9 protein-coding genes are annotated in these 16825 nt (G+C 67.7%); 3 read left to right on the top strand and 6 right to left on the bottom strand.

What is annotated here, in order from left to right; genetic code table 11:
- Positions 1-26 precede the first annotated feature (26 nt).
- Both DQG15_RS15040 and DQG15_RS15035 read right to left on the bottom strand, forming a co-directional pair.
- Positions 27-209, bottom strand: coding sequence for a hypothetical protein (locus tag DQG15_RS15040; protein WP_116086621.1), 183 nt, complete (start codon positions 207-209; stop codon positions 27-29).
- A gap of 106 nt (positions 210-315) precedes the next feature.
- Positions 316-1563 carry a sarcosine oxidase subunit beta family protein gene (locus tag DQG15_RS15035; RefSeq protein ID WP_116086619.1) on the bottom strand — a complete coding sequence of 416 codons (1248 nt, stop codon included), beginning with the start codon at positions 1561-1563 and terminating at the stop codon, positions 316-318.
- A gap of 189 nt (positions 1564-1752) precedes the next feature.
- On the opposite strand from DQG15_RS15035, the gene ccmI reads away from it, so the two are divergent.
- From ccmI to DQG15_RS15020, 3 genes are read left to right on the top strand one after another with little or no spacing between them, the layout of a single operon-like run.
- Complete coding sequence (gene ccmI / locus DQG15_RS15030; protein ID WP_232830880.1) at positions 1753-2985, top strand: c-type cytochrome biogenesis protein CcmI; 1233 nt, start codon at positions 1753-1755, stop codon at positions 2983-2985.
- Entirely contained in the window at positions 2982-3458 is a 477-nt protein-coding gene (ruvX, locus tag DQG15_RS15025; RefSeq protein WP_116086615.1) for a Holliday junction resolvase RuvX, read from the top strand. The genes ccmI and ruvX overlap by 4 nt, the downstream gene beginning before the upstream one ends.
- On the top strand, positions 3455-3709 hold the full coding sequence (locus DQG15_RS15020) for a DUF1289 domain-containing protein (protein ID WP_116086613.1): 255 nt from the start codon (positions 3455-3457) through the stop codon (positions 3707-3709). Before ruvX ends, DQG15_RS15020 begins: the two co-directional genes overlap by 4 nt.
- Before the next feature lie 29 nt (positions 3710-3738).
- On the opposite strand, the gene dusA is transcribed toward DQG15_RS15020, so the two are convergent.
- The 4 genes from dusA to DQG15_RS15000 form a co-directional block, all read right to left on the bottom strand.
- On the bottom strand, positions 3739-4743 hold the full coding sequence (dusA, locus tag DQG15_RS15015) for a tRNA dihydrouridine(20/20a) synthase DusA (protein WP_116086611.1): 1005 nt from the start codon (positions 4741-4743) through the stop codon (positions 3739-3741).
- A gap of 152 nt (positions 4744-4895) precedes the next feature.
- Entirely contained in the window at positions 4896-6911 is a 2016-nt protein-coding gene (locus tag DQG15_RS15010; protein ID WP_116086609.1) for an acyltransferase family protein, read from the bottom strand.
- A gap of 14 nt (positions 6912-6925) precedes the next feature.
- Positions 6926-8137: a tetratricopeptide repeat protein gene (locus tag DQG15_RS15005; RefSeq protein ID WP_116086607.1), complete on the bottom strand. Its 1212-nt coding sequence runs from the start codon at positions 8135-8137 to the stop codon at positions 6926-6928.
- A gap of 32 nt (positions 8138-8169) precedes the next feature.
- Positions 8170-16473: an autotransporter-associated beta strand repeat-containing protein gene (locus tag DQG15_RS15000; RefSeq protein WP_116086605.1), complete on the bottom strand. Its 8304-nt coding sequence runs from the start codon at positions 16471-16473 to the stop codon at positions 8170-8172.
- Positions 16474-16825 lie beyond the last annotated feature (352 nt).

Below are 16825 nucleotides of genomic sequence, written 5' to 3'. Positions count from 1 at the left end.
CCGACCCCTGGTTCCCGACAGGGCTCTTAGTTGGCGGGTTCCAGCTCGACCGCGCCGTCGCCGTCCTCGTCGAGCGGTTCGCTGATTTCCGCTTCGTCGGTCGTGACGGCTTCGCCGACTTCGTCGGCTGCCTCGAAGACGCCCCAGAAGAAGAGGATGACGAGAATGACGATGATGGCGATGATCGCCAGGATGATGTTGCGCAGCATTGGCTGTCCCTTCGGTGCATGCAGTTCCGGGACTCAATGCGCCCGTTCACGAACCCGTTCCACGGGTCCGCGCCGAACGGTGCAACCGTGACCGAAATGACACCCATCAGTGAGCCACGCCCGCGGCGACGCTCTCGTCGATGAAGCGGCCCGCGCGGAACCGGTCCAATCCGAAATGCGAGGAAAGCGGCCCCGGCGCATCCTTCGCGACGAGCTCCGCCATCGCCCAGCCGGACCCGGGGATCGCCTTGAAGCCTCCGGTGCCCCAGCCGCAATTGGCGTAGACGCCGCCCACCGGCGTCTTCGACAGGATCGGGGAGCGGTCCCCGGTCATGTCCACGATGCCGCCCCACTGGCGCAGCATCTTCAGCCGCCCGATGATCGGGAAGGTCTCGACCAGCGCGCGCACCGTCTCCTCGACATGCTGGAAGGAGCCGCGCTGCGTGTAGGCGTTGTAGCCGTCCGTGCCGCCGCCGATCACCATTTCGCCCTTGTCGGACTGGCTCATGTAGCCGTGGACGGTGTTGGCCATGACCACCACGTCCATGCAGGGCTTGATCGGCTCGGAGACCAGCGCCTGGAGCGGCACGCTCTCGATGGGGAGGCGGAAGCCCGCCATCTCGGCCAGGCGCCCCGAATGCCCCGCGACGACGAGCGCAAGCTTGTCGCATCCGATCTCGCCCTTCGTGGTGTCGACACCGGTGACGCGGCCACCCTCCTGCCGGATGCCCGTCACCTCGCACTGCTGGATGATGTCCATGCCCATCTCGGAGCAGGCGCGGGCGTAGCCCCAGGCCACCGCATCGTGCCGCGCGGTGCCCCCACGGGCCTGCCAGAGGGCGCCGAGAACCGGATAACGCGGCCCGTCGATGTTGAGGATCGGGCAGAGCGCCTTGACCCGCTCCGGCCCGACGAACTCGGTCTTCACGCCTTGGATCGCATTGGCGAAGGCGGTGCGCTTGTAACCGCGGACCTCGTGCTGGGTCTGTGCCAGCATCATCACGCCGCGGGGGCTGAACATGACGTTGTAGTTCAGCTCCTGGCTCAGCGTCTCGTAGAGCGACCGGCTTTTCTCGTAGATCGCGGCGGAGGGGTCCTGCAGGTAGTTCGAGCGGATGATCGTGGTATTCCGGCCCGTATTGCCGCCGCCAAGCCAGCCCTTCTCGAGGATCGCGACATTGGTGATGCCGAAGTTCTTGCCGAGGTAGTAGGCGGTGGCGAGGCCATGACCACCGGCGCCGACGATGACCACGTCGTATCGCGACTTGGGCTCGGGGGAGCGCCAGGCGCGCTCCCATCCCATGTGGTGCTTCAGACCTTCGCGGACGATGGCAAAGGCGGAATAGCGACGCATGGACGGGCCTCCTTCGAGCGCGGGACGGACACCATCCGAAGGCGCCGCTGATAGACAGGCAATGTCAGGGAATCGTCACCTGTCAATCGTGCGCCAGCGGCATTCTCCGGTCCGGTTGCGACGCGCGCGCGGATGTCGCACGGCTGTGATGGCGGTTTCGGGGCCTCCGGGCTTCCGGGGATGCGGGGAATGCCGTATCCCGCGCCTATGTTCTGGCTCGCCGCCCTTGCCCTCGCCCTCGTCACCGCGCTGTGGATCACGCGGCCTCTCCTTGTCCGGCCGGCGTCCACCAAGGCGCGCGAGGCGGCGGATATCGAGATCTACCGCCAGCAGCTCACCGCCCTGGACCGCGACGTCGCACGCGGCACGATCGCGCCGGACGAAGCCGACCGGATGCGCCCCGAGATCGAACGCCGGCTCCTCGATGCCGACAGACGCGCGCGGCCTGCGCCGGAGGCCGGCCCGCGCCGCGCCGGACGGATCGCGGCGGGCGTGACCGGCCTTGCGCTCCTCGCCGGTGGCGCGGCGTCCTATGTCGCCCTCGGTGCGCCCGGCTATGCCGACCTGCCGCTCGCGACACGCATCGCCGATGCCGAGCGCGCCCGCGCCTCCCGCCCGTCCCAGGAAGAGCTGGAATCTGTCTCCCCGGCAAACGACGTCGAGCGGGAGATCCCGGAGGATTACGCCGAGCTGATGGTGCGCCTTCGCAGCGCGCTGGAGCAGCGTCCCAACGATATCGAAGGGCTCACCCTCCTTGCCCGGAACGAAGCGCGGACAGGTGATTTCGCCGCGGCCGCCGATGCGCAGGGACACCTGATCGAAGCGAAGGGAGAGGACGCGACGGCGGGCGACTATTCGGACCTCGCCGACCTGCTCGCCCTCGCCGCCGGCGGCGTCATCTCTCCCGAGGCCGAGCAGGCCGCACGGGAGGCCCTGGCGCTCGACCCTCGAAATGGTCCGGCCCGTTATTATCTCGGCGTCATGCACGCACAGACTGGCCGCCCGGACATCACCCTCTCCCTCTGGGATGCGCTGCTGCGGCAGGGTCCGGAAGACGCGCCCTGGATCCCCGCGATCCGAGGTCAGATCGATCAGGTCGCCGCCCGCGCGGGCGCCAACTACACCGCCCCCACCCCGCCTCAGTCCATCCCGGGCCCGAGCGCCGCGGATCTGGACGCCGCGGCGGACCTCTCCGCTGAAGAGCGGGACCAGATGGTGCGCGGCATGGTCGACGGCCTGGCGGGGCGTCTCGCGGCCGATGGCGGAACGCCCGAGGAGTGGGCCCGCCTGATCCGCGCGCTAGGCGTTCTGGGGGACACCGAACGCGCCGCCGCGATCTGGACCGAGGCGCAGGGCACCTTTCCCGCCTCGGATCTCGGCCCCATCCGCGACGCGGCCGAGGATGCGGGGGTCGTGGAATGATCTGCGACAGTCTCGAGGAGTTCGCCCTGCTCATCCCGCCCGGGCGCGCCATCGCCGGGCTCGACCTCGGCACGAAAACGATCGGCCTCGCCCTGTCCGACATGCTTTTGCTTTCGGCAACGCCGGACCGCACGATCCGCCGCAAGAAGTTCACCCTCGACGCGGAGGCGCTTCTGGAACGGCTGACCGAGCGGGAGATCGCCGGAATGGTCCTCGGCCTGCCGCGCAACATGGACGGCACCGAAGGCCCCCGATGCCAGGCCACCCGCGCCTTCGCGCGCAATCTCGAGCGGATGACCAACTGTCCCATCGCGCTCTGGGATGAACGCCTGTCCACCGTCGCTGCCGAGCGCGCGCTGATCGAGGCCGATACCAGCCGCCGTCGCCGCGCGGAGGTGATCGACCACGTGGCTGCGTCCTACATCCTGCAGGGCGCGCTGGACCGTATGCGGCACATCAGGACCATGTCATGAGCGACAACGTCTGGATCCGTGACGAGCCGCAGAGCCCTTGCATCAAGATCTGCCAGATTCACCCACAGGAGCGGATCTGCATCGGCTGCTATCGCACGCAGATGGAGATCGGCCTCTGGAAGCGGATGAGCGCCGAGGAACGCCGCGAGGTCCTCGCCGAACTGCCCGGCCGTGCGTCCCGCGTCGCGCCCCGCCGCCGCGGCGGCCGCGCCGCGCGCAAGGGGTTCGTCCCGCCGGATCGGAAGGAGTAGGGCGCCGGGCACACGGGCCGCGCCTGCCCTCAGGCCGTTGCCAGGGTCACGTGCTCCAGCGCCGCGTCGAACAGCTCCAGTCCCGCATCCTTGCGCCCCGTGCCTTCGGACAGCGTCCGCCGCCATGCCCGCGCGCCGGGACGGCCGGTGAACAGCCCCAGCATGTGCCGCGTCACGTCGTGGAGCCGCCCGCCCGCCTCGAGATGCCGCGCGATGTAGGGCCGCATCCGAAGCGCCGCGTCCTCCGCCCGCTCGCAGGGATCCTCCGCACCGAAGATCCGGCTGTCCGCGCGGAGCAGGACAGAGGCCGGATCGTGATACGCCGCGCGACCGATCATCGCCCCGTCGAGACCGCCTTCGAGATGCGCCGCAGCCTCGTCCAGCGTCGCTATACCGCCGTTGATGGAAATCGACACATCCGGGAACTCCGCCTTCATGCGGTGAACGAGCGGATAATCGAGCGGCGGAATATCCCTGTTCTCCTTGGGGGAGAGGCCCTGAAGCCACGCCTTGCGCGCATGGATGGTGACCTGGCTCACCCCGGCATCTCGCACGCGCGTCAGGAAGTCCGGCAGCACCTCTTCGGGCACCTGATCGTCCACGCCGATCCGGCACTTCACCGTCACCGGCACCGAAGAGGCCGCGATCATCTCGGCACAGGCCTCCGCGACCCGCTCCGGCTCCCGCATCAGGACGGCACCGAAGCACCCGGACTTCACCCGGTCGGACGGGCAGCCGACGTTCAGATTGACCTCGCCGTAGCCCTCATTCGCTCCCATCCGGGCCGCCTCGGCCAGCTCCTTCGGTTCCGATCCCCCGATCTGGAGCGCAACGGGATGTTCGGCCGGATCGAACGCGAGAAGATGCCGCGCCCCGCCCCGAACCAGAGCCGCCGCGACGACCATCTCCGTGTAGAGCAGCGCCTGGCGCGTCATGACCCTGTGGAACGCCCGGCAGTGACGATCCGTCCAGTCCATCATCGGGGCGACGGACAGACGGGCAGCGCTGCGCAGATCAATTTGGCCTTGTTTCATTGATCGTCCGACTGGTGGGGCAAAGCTGGTTCTCGTAGCTCGATAGCCACGAATGCCGTCATTTCAGACATCAGAGCCCGCAAATCAAGGCCCGGCCGATGTCTCAGAGGCCCGAGCCCCGGGCGTATAGCACCTCGCAGGCGCAGGCGCCGTCAGGGAAACCAGTGGCGGACGACCGCTTCGGCGCCGCGCTCGTTGAGGTGGGTCTCATCGTAGTAAAGCGGCGTGCCATCCTCGATTTGACGGCACGTCTCGTCCGGGCAGAGGACGTCGCCCGGATCGAGCACGTAGACGCCGTCCACGTCCCTCAGCGGCGCGATTACCGCCTGGAAGACTTCGCCCTGCGCCTCGTAGGCATCCCGGCCGAGCGCCTCGTTCAGCGGCGTCGTCCAGGACCTCGGTCTGTACCACGCGTTCAGGGCCTCCTCGTCAGCCGGGCTTCTCTCGAGGATCGGCACGGGCGCCACGATGTAGACCTCGATGCCCCGCGCCGTCAGCCCCCTCACGGTATCGAGGAACTGACGCTGGAACGCCTCGCGATAGGTGCGAAGGTTCGCCGCGCCCGGCCCCCCGGCCCGGCCGCTGGCGATCTCCTGCGGCACGTCGTCCTCGCTGTATCCGAGGTACGAGGGCCAGAGCGCGGCATAGATCACGGCTTCGACCCCCTGCATCGCCGAAAGACGATCGTGCGCCTCGAAGCTGAGCCGCGTGCAGTCGTCCCCGAACACGTCGAGATCGTAGAGCCTCGCGCCGATCGCGGGACAGGCGTAGGACCAGAAATGCAGGGTCTGGAGACCGCGCTCCTCGAGGGCGCGCCCCAGCTGGTTGGCCAGCATGTCAGAATGGGAATCGCCGATCAGGACGACCTTCCGCTCCGACGGCGCTCCATAGCTGCACGAATAGCCCTCCGCGGTCAGCTCGCCCTCCATGCAGCGGCCGCGTTCGGGATTGACGAGATACTTGCCGAGATAGGCGCGCTGTGCCGCCTCCGGCATCCGCTCCGGCGCGCCGCCCGACTGCCAGATGAGAGTGGCGAGCCCGAAGATCCCCGCGAGCAGCAGAAGATCGAGGCCGACGATGATGCGGAAGCGCGGCGACCGCCACCGCTCGAACGGCAACTCGATCAGGGCCCCGAGAGCCAGGGCGACCGCGTAGGACGCCACGAACGACACCACCGGCATCCACGCTCCGAGGGGTGGATCGACATAGGCGAGATAGACGACGACCGGGAAGTGGAAGAGATAGATGCCGTAGAGGTTGCGGCCGGCATAGGTGATCGGGCGGAGATGGATCCGCTCCGCCAGAAAGCGGCTCCGCGGCTGCCCGATGATGATCAGGCCCATTCCGATGAGCGCGGGCAGCGACACGAGGCCCGGCGAGGGCGCGTCCGGCGTCAGGATGGCGATGGAGCCGAAGACGAGCACCCAGCCAAGGGCGAACGCGATATCGCAGGTCAGCCACCGCCCGAGCCGTCCTTCGAAGATGCCGCCCCTGACCAGCGGCGCCAGCGCCACCCCCATGAGGAACTCCCAGACGCGGGTGGAGAAGAGGTAGTAGCTCGCCCCCTTCAGGTCCGGATCGGTGGAGTAGATCTGCGCGAGGGCGAGGGAGAAGAGCCCTCCCCCCAGAACCAGCGCCCAGAACCCCCATGTCCGGGGCAGCAGTGCCCAGGCAGCCATGATCACGAGGGAGAGCAGGTAGAACTGCTCCTCGAGGGCGAGGCTCCAGGTGTGCAGCAGCGGCTCCGCCTGGACGATCATGTCGAAATAGTCGCCGGTGGACGCGGCATGGAGGTTGCCGGACAGCAGGACGGACATCAGCGCCGCATCCGCCAGCTCGTAGAGATCGCCGGGCAGCAGAAGGACCCAGCCCGCCGCCAGCGTCAGGAAGATCGCGGCGAAGAGCGGCAGCAGGATGCGCCGCACCCGCGCCTCAAGGAACCGGACGGACGCCGTGCGGTAGAGCGTGAAGGAGGACGCATCGCCCTCGCCGACACGCAGGCGATCGAAGAGCCGCAGGAACGATGTCGTGACGAGGAACCCGCTGATCATGAAGAAGGCATCGATGCCGACGAAGGCCCCCGGCGCCCCCGGCAGGCCGGCATGCGTCCACAGAACGAGGCTCACGCCGATGCCCCGGAAGGTATCGATGGACGGCAGGCGGCTCACCGGGGCGGGGCCTTCTAGCGCAGCTTCGTCAGGGCGTCCCGGGCGGCCGCGTTCCCACGCTCGGCGCTTCGCTCCAGGTAGCGGACCGCCTCATCCGTCCGCCCCTGAGCCAACGCGACCTGACCGAGGTTGAATAGCGCATTGGCATCGCCCTTGTCGGCGGCCTGCTGCCAATGGTCGAGCGCCGTCCTGCGGCCGGCTTCGGCGGTGTCCCCGCCCCGCTCCGGCTCCTGCCAGTAGAGGGCGCCGAGGCGTGTATGGGAGGGGGCGAACCCAGCCGCGGCGGACGCGCTCAGAAGGCGTTCCGCTTCGTCCGTGTCTCCGGCACCGGACGTGCCGCCGTCCAGCAGGGCGAGGGCATGGTTGTACTGGGCCACCGGATCGCCGTTCCGGGCCGCTTTCGCGATCCACTCCGCAGCGCCCTGCCCGCCGACCTCGGTGATCTCCGGGTTGGCCATGAGATACTGCGCCATATGCCCGGCGGCATAGGGATTGCCTGCCTCGTCTGCCCGGCGGAGCACTTCGGGATAGTCGAGCTCGCTGGTGATAAGGCCCGATTGCATGAGTTTCGAGAGCTCGAAATAGGCCTCGGCGTCGGTGAGTGGCGGAAATTTCGCCAGCTGGCCGGCGAAGCTCTGGACGATGGGCCCGTCCGCGGCGCCCTCGGCGATGTCCCTCAACCGGTAGATCGCCATGAGGTACTGACCCCGCGGATCGCCCTCCTCGGCGGACCGGGAGAGGTGTGCGGCGATCGCGTCCACCGGCGGCGCCGTCGGCTGGGACAGGGCCTCGTACCGGGCGTAGTCGAAATGCGCGCTGACGTCCCCCGCCTCCAGCCGGCGCTGGACTGTGCGCTCGAAGGTCTGCCACTCGCGGGCGACGAGGGCCAGCTCGCCGAGCTGCTCAAGCCGCTTGATGCCCGGTGTCTCGCCGGGATCCGTGCACGTCTCGTCCATCTCGGCCCCCTCCCTGCTGTTCAGAATATCGCACATGAAGAGGATGGCCGGGGGATACTCCGCCAGGAGGAGCGGCTCGAACGTCTCGAAGGCGTCCGAGAGCCTGCCGTCCTCGTACTCGGCCAGGGCCAGCGAGAAACGGGCGTCCTGCTGACCAAGGGCCGCGCGAACGCGCAGCCCCTGGTTCGTGTTATAGAGGGTGACGCCCAGGGCGATCAGTGCACCGACACCGGCCAGGACACCAGCGCGCCGCATCCAGTCAGTCGCCATACCTCACCACTCTTTCTTCCGCGTCGCCTGTCTCAGAAGTCGACTTTCAGGCTGACCGAGACACCGGAGGCTGACTCGCCGCCGAGCACGCCCTGGCCGTACCCCTTGAGGCTCAGCAGGACATTCTCCGTGGCAAGCAGGTCCGCCCCGAGACTGATCGCCCCTTGCGTGGCGTCCATGCCGGGCACGCGGGCTTCGAAGACCACGTCCTCGCCGCCGGAACGGCCCTCGACGATGTAATCCTCCAGCCCCGAGAGATGGGTGACATCGATCCCGCCCGACAGGGCCAGCTTCTCCGTCACCGCGTGGCTGTAGTCCACACCGAGCGCAACACCGGACACCGTCTGCGACGGGATGTTGACCTCGAGACGATCAGGCAATGCGCCCCCGCTCTCCGAGAAGGACAGTTTGTCCACCCGTCCGAAGAGGGCCGCGGCATCGACGTTGAGCGCGCCCTGGCCAAGTTCCGTCGAGAAGCGGGCCCCGACGCGAGCCAGCGTCGCCGAGCTTTCGACATCGTCGAAGTCCAGCGTCGAGGTGAGGCCGAGCCGCGAGCCCTCGAACTCGTGCGATCCGGTCTCAAGGGTGATGTAGGGTGCGATCCCGCTCGGCTGGTTGCGCAGCATCGCGCCGACCATGAACTGCATCCCCTCGCCATCCGCCGACAATCCGGCATCGGTCTTCACGCTGCCGTCCACCGACTGGATGCCGAAACCGAGCACCACGTCATCCGTGGCGAAGCCGATCCGGCCGCCGATGCTGTGGAAGGTCTGGGTGTAGTCGGACATCGTCAGCGAGCTGTCGGACCCGAGTTCACGGCTGTCGTAATCGACCGTGCCCCAGGTTCCCCTCGGCCCCGTCAGGGAGACGCCGTCGAAGAGATCGGAGCTCACGACCAGCGAGCGCAGGGCGTATTCGAACGCACCGCCATACCCTTCGGGCGTGAAGCGGCTGAGCACCTCGACACGGTCCTCCGGATCCGCCGCCGCAAGCAGCGGGATCAGGTTGCCGCCGGCCGCGTTGAGGATGTCCTCCTCGCTTCCGGGTTCACCGGTGGTCCCGGGAACGATGAGCTGGTCCACGATGGAGGACAGCTCTTTGTTTTCCTCGTCCTCGTCGTCAGAGATCTGCTTCAGAGTCTTGCGGATGCCTTCCTCTTCCTCGTCATCGCGCGAGCCCATTGCGACTACGACGCCGGTGGAGTTGACGTAGCTGAAGCGGTCATCGGTTTCGTTGACGACGCTGCCGAAGCTGCCGGTCCGCAATTCGGGATCGAACCACAGGATGTGGAAGCTGTCCCCCATCTCCGGTTCGAACCCGTCTCCCAGGGCCACGCGCAGGACCGAGTCCTCGCCGAGGATCAGGCGACCGCCGACCGAGATGACGTCGTACTCCGTCCCAGCTTCGCGGCCGTTGATCTCCATGTCGGCGATACCGCCATTCGACATGTCCAGATCGCCCGTGAAGACCAGCGTGCCTGGCGAGAAACCGGGCGCCACGATGCCGCCGTTCTCGATGATCGCCATCGGCGTGTCGATGACGCCGGTCCCCGTCAGACGTGCCGATGCACCGCTGACCCTGAGGCCGCCGGCACGCACCGTCGGCAGCGCCTGATCGAGAGCCCCGTTCAGGGCGAGCTCGGAGCCGCCGGCGACGGACAGCATCTCTCCGATGTAGAGGCCGCCGAGCGTCTGCGAGTTGGCCGGTCCGAAGATTGTCGTCTTGCCGGAGGCGAGGTCCATCTGGCGGAAGGCGGCCGCACTGCCCTTCTCGAGGGTGAAGTCGGTCATCGCCAGTTTCAGGGTATCGCCGGTCATGACACCGTCGAAGTCGAAGCCCTCGTTGAGCGTCAGCGTGCCGGCGCCCATGATGTCGCCATCGAAGTCGCCGGAGCTGCCGAGGGTCAGGTCGGACCCGTTGAGCGCCACCATACCGCTCCCCGTCAGGCTCTCGAAGGTCTGAGAGCCCTCGAGGATGCTCAGAACCGCGTTATCGAGGGAGACCCTGGTCGTGGAGGAGACGATCCCACCTTCGGCGAAGTTCAGCCCGCCGCCGACGGAAACGATGTTCGCCACGTCGACGGATCCCATCGCGCCGTCGAAGAAGAGGACGCCGTCGCCGGTGCGGCGGAAGGTCCCGTCACCCGTGATCCGGCCGGAATAGACCGAATTGAGGCTTTGCTCGAGCGTCAGGCTGTCCTCGTCCCCGGCCAGCGTCACGACACCCGTGTCGAGGCCAGCGAGACCCGTCGTCTTGATCAGACGGTCGCCCGACACCTCAAGGGTACCGTTATTGGTGACGCTTCCTTCGGAGATGATGTTCGCGCGCTGCTCGATGGTGCCTTCGGCGTCGTTGTAGACACCGTCCGCGCCGGCGGTCAGGACCGCGTCCAACGTGACAAGGCCATCGTTGCCGAGCGAGGCGACGGTCTGCGCCGCATTCACATCAAAGGTGCCGGAGTTCGTCACCTTGCCCACCGTGTCGGCGGTGCCGGCGACGAAGGTCGCGCCGTCGTAGATCGAGATCGCCCCATCATCCGCAAGCGTGCCGCCCGCCGTCGTGTCGAGCGTGCCTTCGGCGACCAGCGTGCCGCCCGTATGCGTGCTCGCGCCGGCCAGGTTCAGCGTGCCGGTGCCTTCCTTCTGGAAGACGCCCTCGCCCGAGATCACGCCGGAGAAGGTCGTCTGCCCAAGCTGGTCGACGATCAGGCCGTCCTCTTCCGCAGCAAGCTCGATCCCGCCCTTGCCGGTCAGGCCGGACGTCTCGCCCGTCGTGTCGATCCGGCGAACGCCCGTCACCGTCAGCGTCCCGTCATTCGTGACGTTGCCTTCGGAGGTGATGTTCGCCCGCTGATCCAGCGTCGCGCCCGACGTGTTCGTCACGCCGCCCTCGCGCGCCGTCAGCTCGGCATAGATCTCGGCCGCGCCGTCATTCTTCAGCGACAGGACGTTCTGCGCCGCCGCGACGGAGTAGGTGCCCGCGTTCGTCACAACGCCCACCGTGTCCGCGGAGGCCGCGATGAAGCGCCCCTGCTCGCGGATGTCGATCGCGCCGGTGTCGAAGAGGGAACCGCCATCGACGGTCCGCAGCGTCCCCACGTCCACCGTCGTGCCGCCCTCGAAGCTGTTCGCCCCGGTCAGGTCCAGCCAGCCGGTCCCGTCCTTGGTGAACGAGCCCAGACCCTCGATCGTGCCGGCATAGGCGGTGCTGCCCAGCTGCTCGACCGTCAGGCTGTCGCCGTCTTTCGCCAGCGTCACCACGCCGGTCTCGAGGCCCATGAAGCCGGACGCCTCGCCCGTCGTCTTGATCAGCCGGTCGCCCGTCACCTCGAGGGTGCCGTTATTGGTGACGCTCCCTTCGGAGATGATGTTCGCGCGCTGCTCGATGGTGCCTGCGGCGTCGTTGTAGACACCGTCCGCGCCGGCGGTCAGGACCGCGTCCAGCGTGACGAGGCCATCGTTGCCGAGCGAGGCGACGGTCTGCGCCGCATTCACATCATACGTGCCGGAGTTCGTCACCTTGCCTACCGTGTCGGCGGTGCCGGCGACGAAGGTCGCGCCGTCGTAGATCGAGATCGCCCCGTCATCGGCAAGCGTGCCGCCCGCCGTCGTGTCGAGCGTGCCTTCGGCGACCAGCGTGCCGCCCGTATGCGTGCTCGCGCCGGCCAGGTTCAGCGTGCCGGTGCCTTCCTTCTGGAAGACGCCCTCGCCCGAGATCACGCCGGAGAAGGTCGTTTGCCCAAGCTGGTCGATGATCAGGCCGTCCTCTTCCGCGGCAAGCTCGATCCCGCCCTTGCCGGTCAGGCCGGACGTCTCGCCCGTCGTGTCGATCCGGCGAACGCCCGTCACCGTCAGCGTCCCGTCGTTGGTGACGTCGCCCTCGGAGGTGATGTTCGCCCGCTGATCCATCGTCGCGCCGGACGTGTTCGTCACGCCGCCCTCGCGCGCCGTCAGCTCGGCATAGATCTCGGCCGCGCCGTCGTTCTTCAGCGACAGGACGTTCTGCGCCGCCGCGACGGAGTAGGTGCCCGCGTTCGTCACAACGCCCACCGTGTCCGCGGAGGCCGCGATGAAGCGCCCCTGCTCGCGGATGTCGATCGCGCCGGTGTCGAAGAGGGTGCCGCCATCGACGGTCCGCAGCGTCCCCACGTCCACCGTCGTGCCGCCCTCGAAGCTGTTCGCCCCGGTCAGGTCCAGCCAGCCGGTCCCGTCCTTGGTGAACGAGCCCAGACCCTCGATCGTGCCGGCATAGGCGGTGCTGCCCAGCTGCTCGACCGTCAGGCTGTCGCCGTCTTTCGCCAGCGTCACCACGCCGGTCTCGAGGCCCATGAAGCCGGACGCCTCGCCCGTCGTCTTGATCAGCCGGTCGCCCGTCACCTCGAGGGTGCCGTTATTGGTGACGCTCCCTTCGGAGATGATGTTCGCGCGCTGCTCGATGGTGCCTTCGGCGTCGTTGTAGACACCGTCCGCGCCGGCGGTCAGGACCGCGTCGAGCGTGACAAGGCCATCGTTGCCGAGCGAGGCGACGGTCTGCGCCGCATTCACATCAAAGGTGCCGGAGTTCGTCACCTTGCCCACCGTGTCGGCGGTGCCGGCGACGAAGGTCGCGCCCTCGGAGATCGAGATCGCACCGCTATCCGCAAGCGTGCCGCCCGCCGTCGTGTCGAGCGTGCCTTCGGCGACGAAGGTGCCGCCCGTGTGGATGCTCGCGCCGGCCAGGTTCAGCGTGCCGGTGCCTTCCTTCTGGAAGACGCCCTCGCCCGAGATCACCCCGGAGAACGTCGTCTCGCCCAACTGGTCGACGATCAGCCCGTCCTCTTCCGCGGCGAGCTCGATCCCGCCCTTCCCGGTCAGGCCGGACGTCTCGCCCGTCGTGTCGATCCGGCGAACGCCCGTCACCGTCAGCGTCCCGTCATTGGTGACGTTGCCCTCGGAGGTGATGTTCGCCCGCTGGTCCAGCGTCGCGCCGGACGTGTTCGTCACACCGCCCTCGCGCGCCGTCAGGGTCGCTCCGACCTGCGCGAGGCCCTCGTTCGTCAGGGAGACGACGCTTTGCTTGGCCGTGACGGTATAGGTGCCGGTATTGGTTACGGCGCCGACGGTATCCTCGGTTCCGGCGATGAAGCGCGCGCCCTCGGAGATGTCGATGTCCGTCCGCTCGGCGAGCGAGCCGGACCCCGTGGTTTCCATGGTGCCGCCGGCGATGTCGAGCCTGGCGATGTCGAGGGTGCCCTCGACCTGCATGAGCGCCGTGCGGACGTTGCCGTCGACGCTCATCGTGCCGGCGGTGACGTCGCTCTGCAGCACGGATTTGTCGGCGTCGCTCGACGTGTTGTCGACGAGATAGAAGGCAACCTCGCCGCCTTGGGTATCGTCATGCGAGATGTCGTTGACGAACGTGACGGTACCGCCTGCGGTCACCGAGCCCAGAACGAGGCTGCTGCCGTCCGGGACGAAGCCGTTCTGGCCCCAGACGAGCTCCTGGTTGCCGCTGGAGGACTGGCCGAGGTTCACCGTCAGGCCGGTTGCGTCCTTGGCGGCAAAGCCGCCGGAGCCCTGCCAGAGCACCTGGTCGGAGGCGCTGCCCACCCAGCGGGTGAAGGTGCCGGAGCTCATGAGGACGGGGACGGACAGCTCCGACAGATCGGACGTCGCAGCACCGTCGAAGACGACGCGGGAATTCTCGTGAACGCCGACGCCATCCTGGGCCTCGAGCGTTCCGCTCCTCAGGATCGTGTCGCCGGTATAGGTGTTCGCCCGGTTGAAGACGACCGTGCCCTCGCCGTTGATCGTGAGGTCTGCCCCGTCGCCGCTGGCGTACTGGGCGCTTTCGTAGGTCGCCTCGGAATCGTCCGCGATGGACCCGTCGAAGACGATCTTCTTGCCTGCATCGGCGGAGAGCGACACGTCGGAGCCGCGCATGATGAAGAGGTCGGAGCCCGCGCCGTTGCCCGAGGCGCCGCCGGAGGAGTCCGCGCTGGAGCCGCCGCGCGCCGTGTTGCCCGCGAAGCGCATCTCGCCCGAGAGGATGAGCGTGCCGCCGGTGCGCACGAAGATCGCGCCGCCGAAGCCGGAGCCGCCCTGGCCGCCTTCGGTGCTGCCGCCGGCATTCACCGTGGAGCCCTTGCCCGCGCCGAAGCCGCCGCTGCCGCCTTCGCCGGATGCATCCTTGGACGCGCTGTTCGCCGGTTGTCCGCCGGAGCCGCCGCCGCCGCCGAAGCCGCCGTCGCCGCCATTACCGGCGGCGCCGTCCGTTCCGTCGCCGAGCGAGTTGCTGGCCGCATCGCCCGCCGCGCCGCCGGCCCCGCCGGAGCCGCCGCCGAAGAAGTCGCTGCCGTCACCGCCATCGCCGCCGGCACCACCGTCGCCGCCGATACCGGTCAGACCCTTCTGGGCATCCAACTGCCACTTCGTGAGTTCGACCGCGACACGCGAGACCTCGATCCCGAGCGTGACGGCCTGGGCCGCCTTCGCCGCAGCTGCGACGGGTTTCGGATAGGGATCGGGCACACCCGCTGCCGCGGCGTCCGCGATCGCGGAGGCCAGGTTGAGGGCCGCGGTGGCGGCATCCGCGACGAGCGCCGGGTTCGTCGCGAGACCGTCGGAGCCGTCACCGCCCTTGCCGCCGACGCCGCCCGTGCCGTTCGTGGCGGATGCGCCGCTGGTGCCGGCCTGCCCGTCGCCGCCATCCCCCTCGTTGAAGAAGGCCTGCCGGCCGGAATTGCCGGACTTGCCGGACTCGCCGAGATTGGTGACGCCGCGGCCGTTCATGCCGCCGCCGAAAGCGGAGTCGGAGACGAACCGCAGGCTGTCGATGGCGGTGCCGATGTCGTTGGAGAAGGTGACTTCTCCGGTCGCCTCATTGACGGACACGACGGTCGTGCCCTGAGGAACACCCTCGCCCTCGACGACCTGGCCGACCTCGATTCCCTCGACGCCCGATCCGATCGTGGCCGTCCTGCCGGACGCGGAGATGTTCCGCGATCTCAGGATGTCGACCTCGGCGGTCAGGGGCTGGCTGAGGACGATCCTGTCGCCGTCGACCGCCGTCACCGTCGTTCCGCTCGGAATGCCCTCGCCGTAGACCTCATCGCCGACGGAGAGGCCCGTGCTGGAGGACGGCGCGAAGATCACGTTGGATCCGACCTTGGAGCCCGGCTTGATCGCGTTGAAGCTGAGAACGCCGCTCGGCAGGGCCCCCGAGAGGGTCACCTGACCGGTTTCGCGGTTGATGCTGGTGACCGTGAGGTTCCCGTCCGTCACGCCCTTCCCCGTCACGCGCATGCCGACTTCGAGCGTCGCGGGAACGGTGCCCGGCGCATAGGTCAGGGTGTTGCCGCTCTGCCTGTAAGTGGAGCCCGTAAGGATCGGAGGCGTGTAGACGTTGAAGCCGTCCATCGCGTCCAGCTCGACCTCGTTGCTGAGCTTGACCGAGGTGATCTTGCCGTCCGTCCGGATGATGTCTGTGATCTTCGTACCGGCGGGAACGCCGCTTCCGACGACCTCGGCCCCGATCGTCAGGCCGGTCTTGGCAAGGTCGTCGAGCTTCTCGACGGAGAAGCTGGTTGCGACCGTCTTGCCATCCTCAGTTCTTTCGTCCGTCGCATAGACACCGGAATCGGAGTCGCTGTCCGTGATCTCGGCGGACTTGACGAAATCGTTCACGTTCAGACCGTTGGCGAAGGTGAAGCCGTTATCGTCGCTGCTGCCGATGGAGTCGGTCACCGTGGTGACGGCCCCATCGCGGCTCACGTCGGCTCCGAAGGTTGCGCCGTCGATGATGTCGAAGAGCGGATCGCTATCTCCGTAGTCGACGCCTTCGAGCACGAAGCCGTCCGCGGTCTGGCGCACGTTGGACGTGAAGCCGGTCACAAGGTTCGAGGTGCCGTTCGTCGTCTTGTCGCCGATGGCCAGAGCAGCGTTCTTGACGTCGACACTGCCGCCGCCGCCACCCTCGCCGCCCACCACCTGGTTACCGGTGAAGTTGGCGTTGCTGATCTTCAGCGTTGCATCGCTGTTGACGAAGAAGACGCCGCCGAGGCCCGCGCCGCCGCCGGAACCGGCCCCGCCGACGGTCTTGTAGCCCGTGAACGTTCCGCCGTTTGCGTCGATCGTCTGGGATCCCGAAAGAACTTCGTAGCCGCTGGCGCCATTCCCCCGCAGTTCGGCATCCTGGCCGGAGACGACCTTCCCATCGACGACCCGCGTGAGAGATTGGGACACCGCCTCGTGGGTTCCAATGGTCAGGGCGCCGGACGCGAGAAGCGTGGTAATCAGAAGACGCGCGCCGAGCGGAAGGCCTGCCTGGTTTATGGTACGGATATTCCGATCAGCCACGATGCACCTCGAACTTTGATGTTTAAAATTGGCAAGCAGGGCCTCAGAGCACGGACCTTGCGCTACGCTTTACTCCGCGTTGGCAAACATTTCGTCAATCTGGCGCGGCGAAGTGCAGGCCGGCTGTGACGCAGGAAGAACACAGCAGATTTTTATGCTGGTGCAGGGAACTTGGCCTATCGCACCGCAAGACGGAGGACGCATCACCCGTAACCTAGGGAACCGTGCGAATTTACCTTACGTCAATAATTGACATATTCTTGCGAGGCCGCGAATCTATTCGGCTTCTTTTGCACGAAGCCGCCCGCCATTTCCGTTCGCTTGGAACGAGCAATCGCAGCGAAGCGGGCAT

Origin of the sequence: Tropicimonas sp. IMCC34011, assembly GCF_003390865.1 — a bacterium.
GTDB lineage: Bacteria > Pseudomonadota > Alphaproteobacteria > Rhodobacterales > Rhodobacteraceae > Tropicimonas_B.
This window is presented reverse-complemented; position numbering and strand designations above follow the sequence as displayed.

Coding starts and splice junctions, on each gene's coding strand:
- DQG15_RS15040 (WP_116086621.1), bottom strand. CDS start 209: ATGCTGCGCAACATCATCCTGGCGATCATCGCCATCATCGTCATTCTC.
- DQG15_RS15035 (WP_116086619.1), bottom strand. CDS start 1,563: ATGCGTCGCTATTCCGCCTTTGCCATCGTCCGCGAAGGTCTGAAGCAC.
- ccmI (WP_232830880.1), top strand. CDS start 1,753: ATGCCGTATCCCGCGCCTATGTTCTGGCTCGCCGCCCTTGCCCTCGCC.
- ruvX (WP_116086615.1), top strand. CDS start 2,982: ATGATCTGCGACAGTCTCGAGGAGTTCGCCCTGCTCATCCCGCCCGGG.
- DQG15_RS15020 (WP_116086613.1), top strand. CDS start 3,455: ATGAGCGACAACGTCTGGATCCGTGACGAGCCGCAGAGCCCTTGCATC.
- dusA (WP_116086611.1), bottom strand. CDS start 4,743: ATGAAACAAGGCCAAATTGATCTGCGCAGCGCTGCCCGTCTGTCCGTC.
- DQG15_RS15005 (WP_116086607.1), bottom strand. CDS start 8,137: ATGGCGACTGACTGGATGCGGCGCGCTGGTGTCCTGGCCGGTGTCGGT.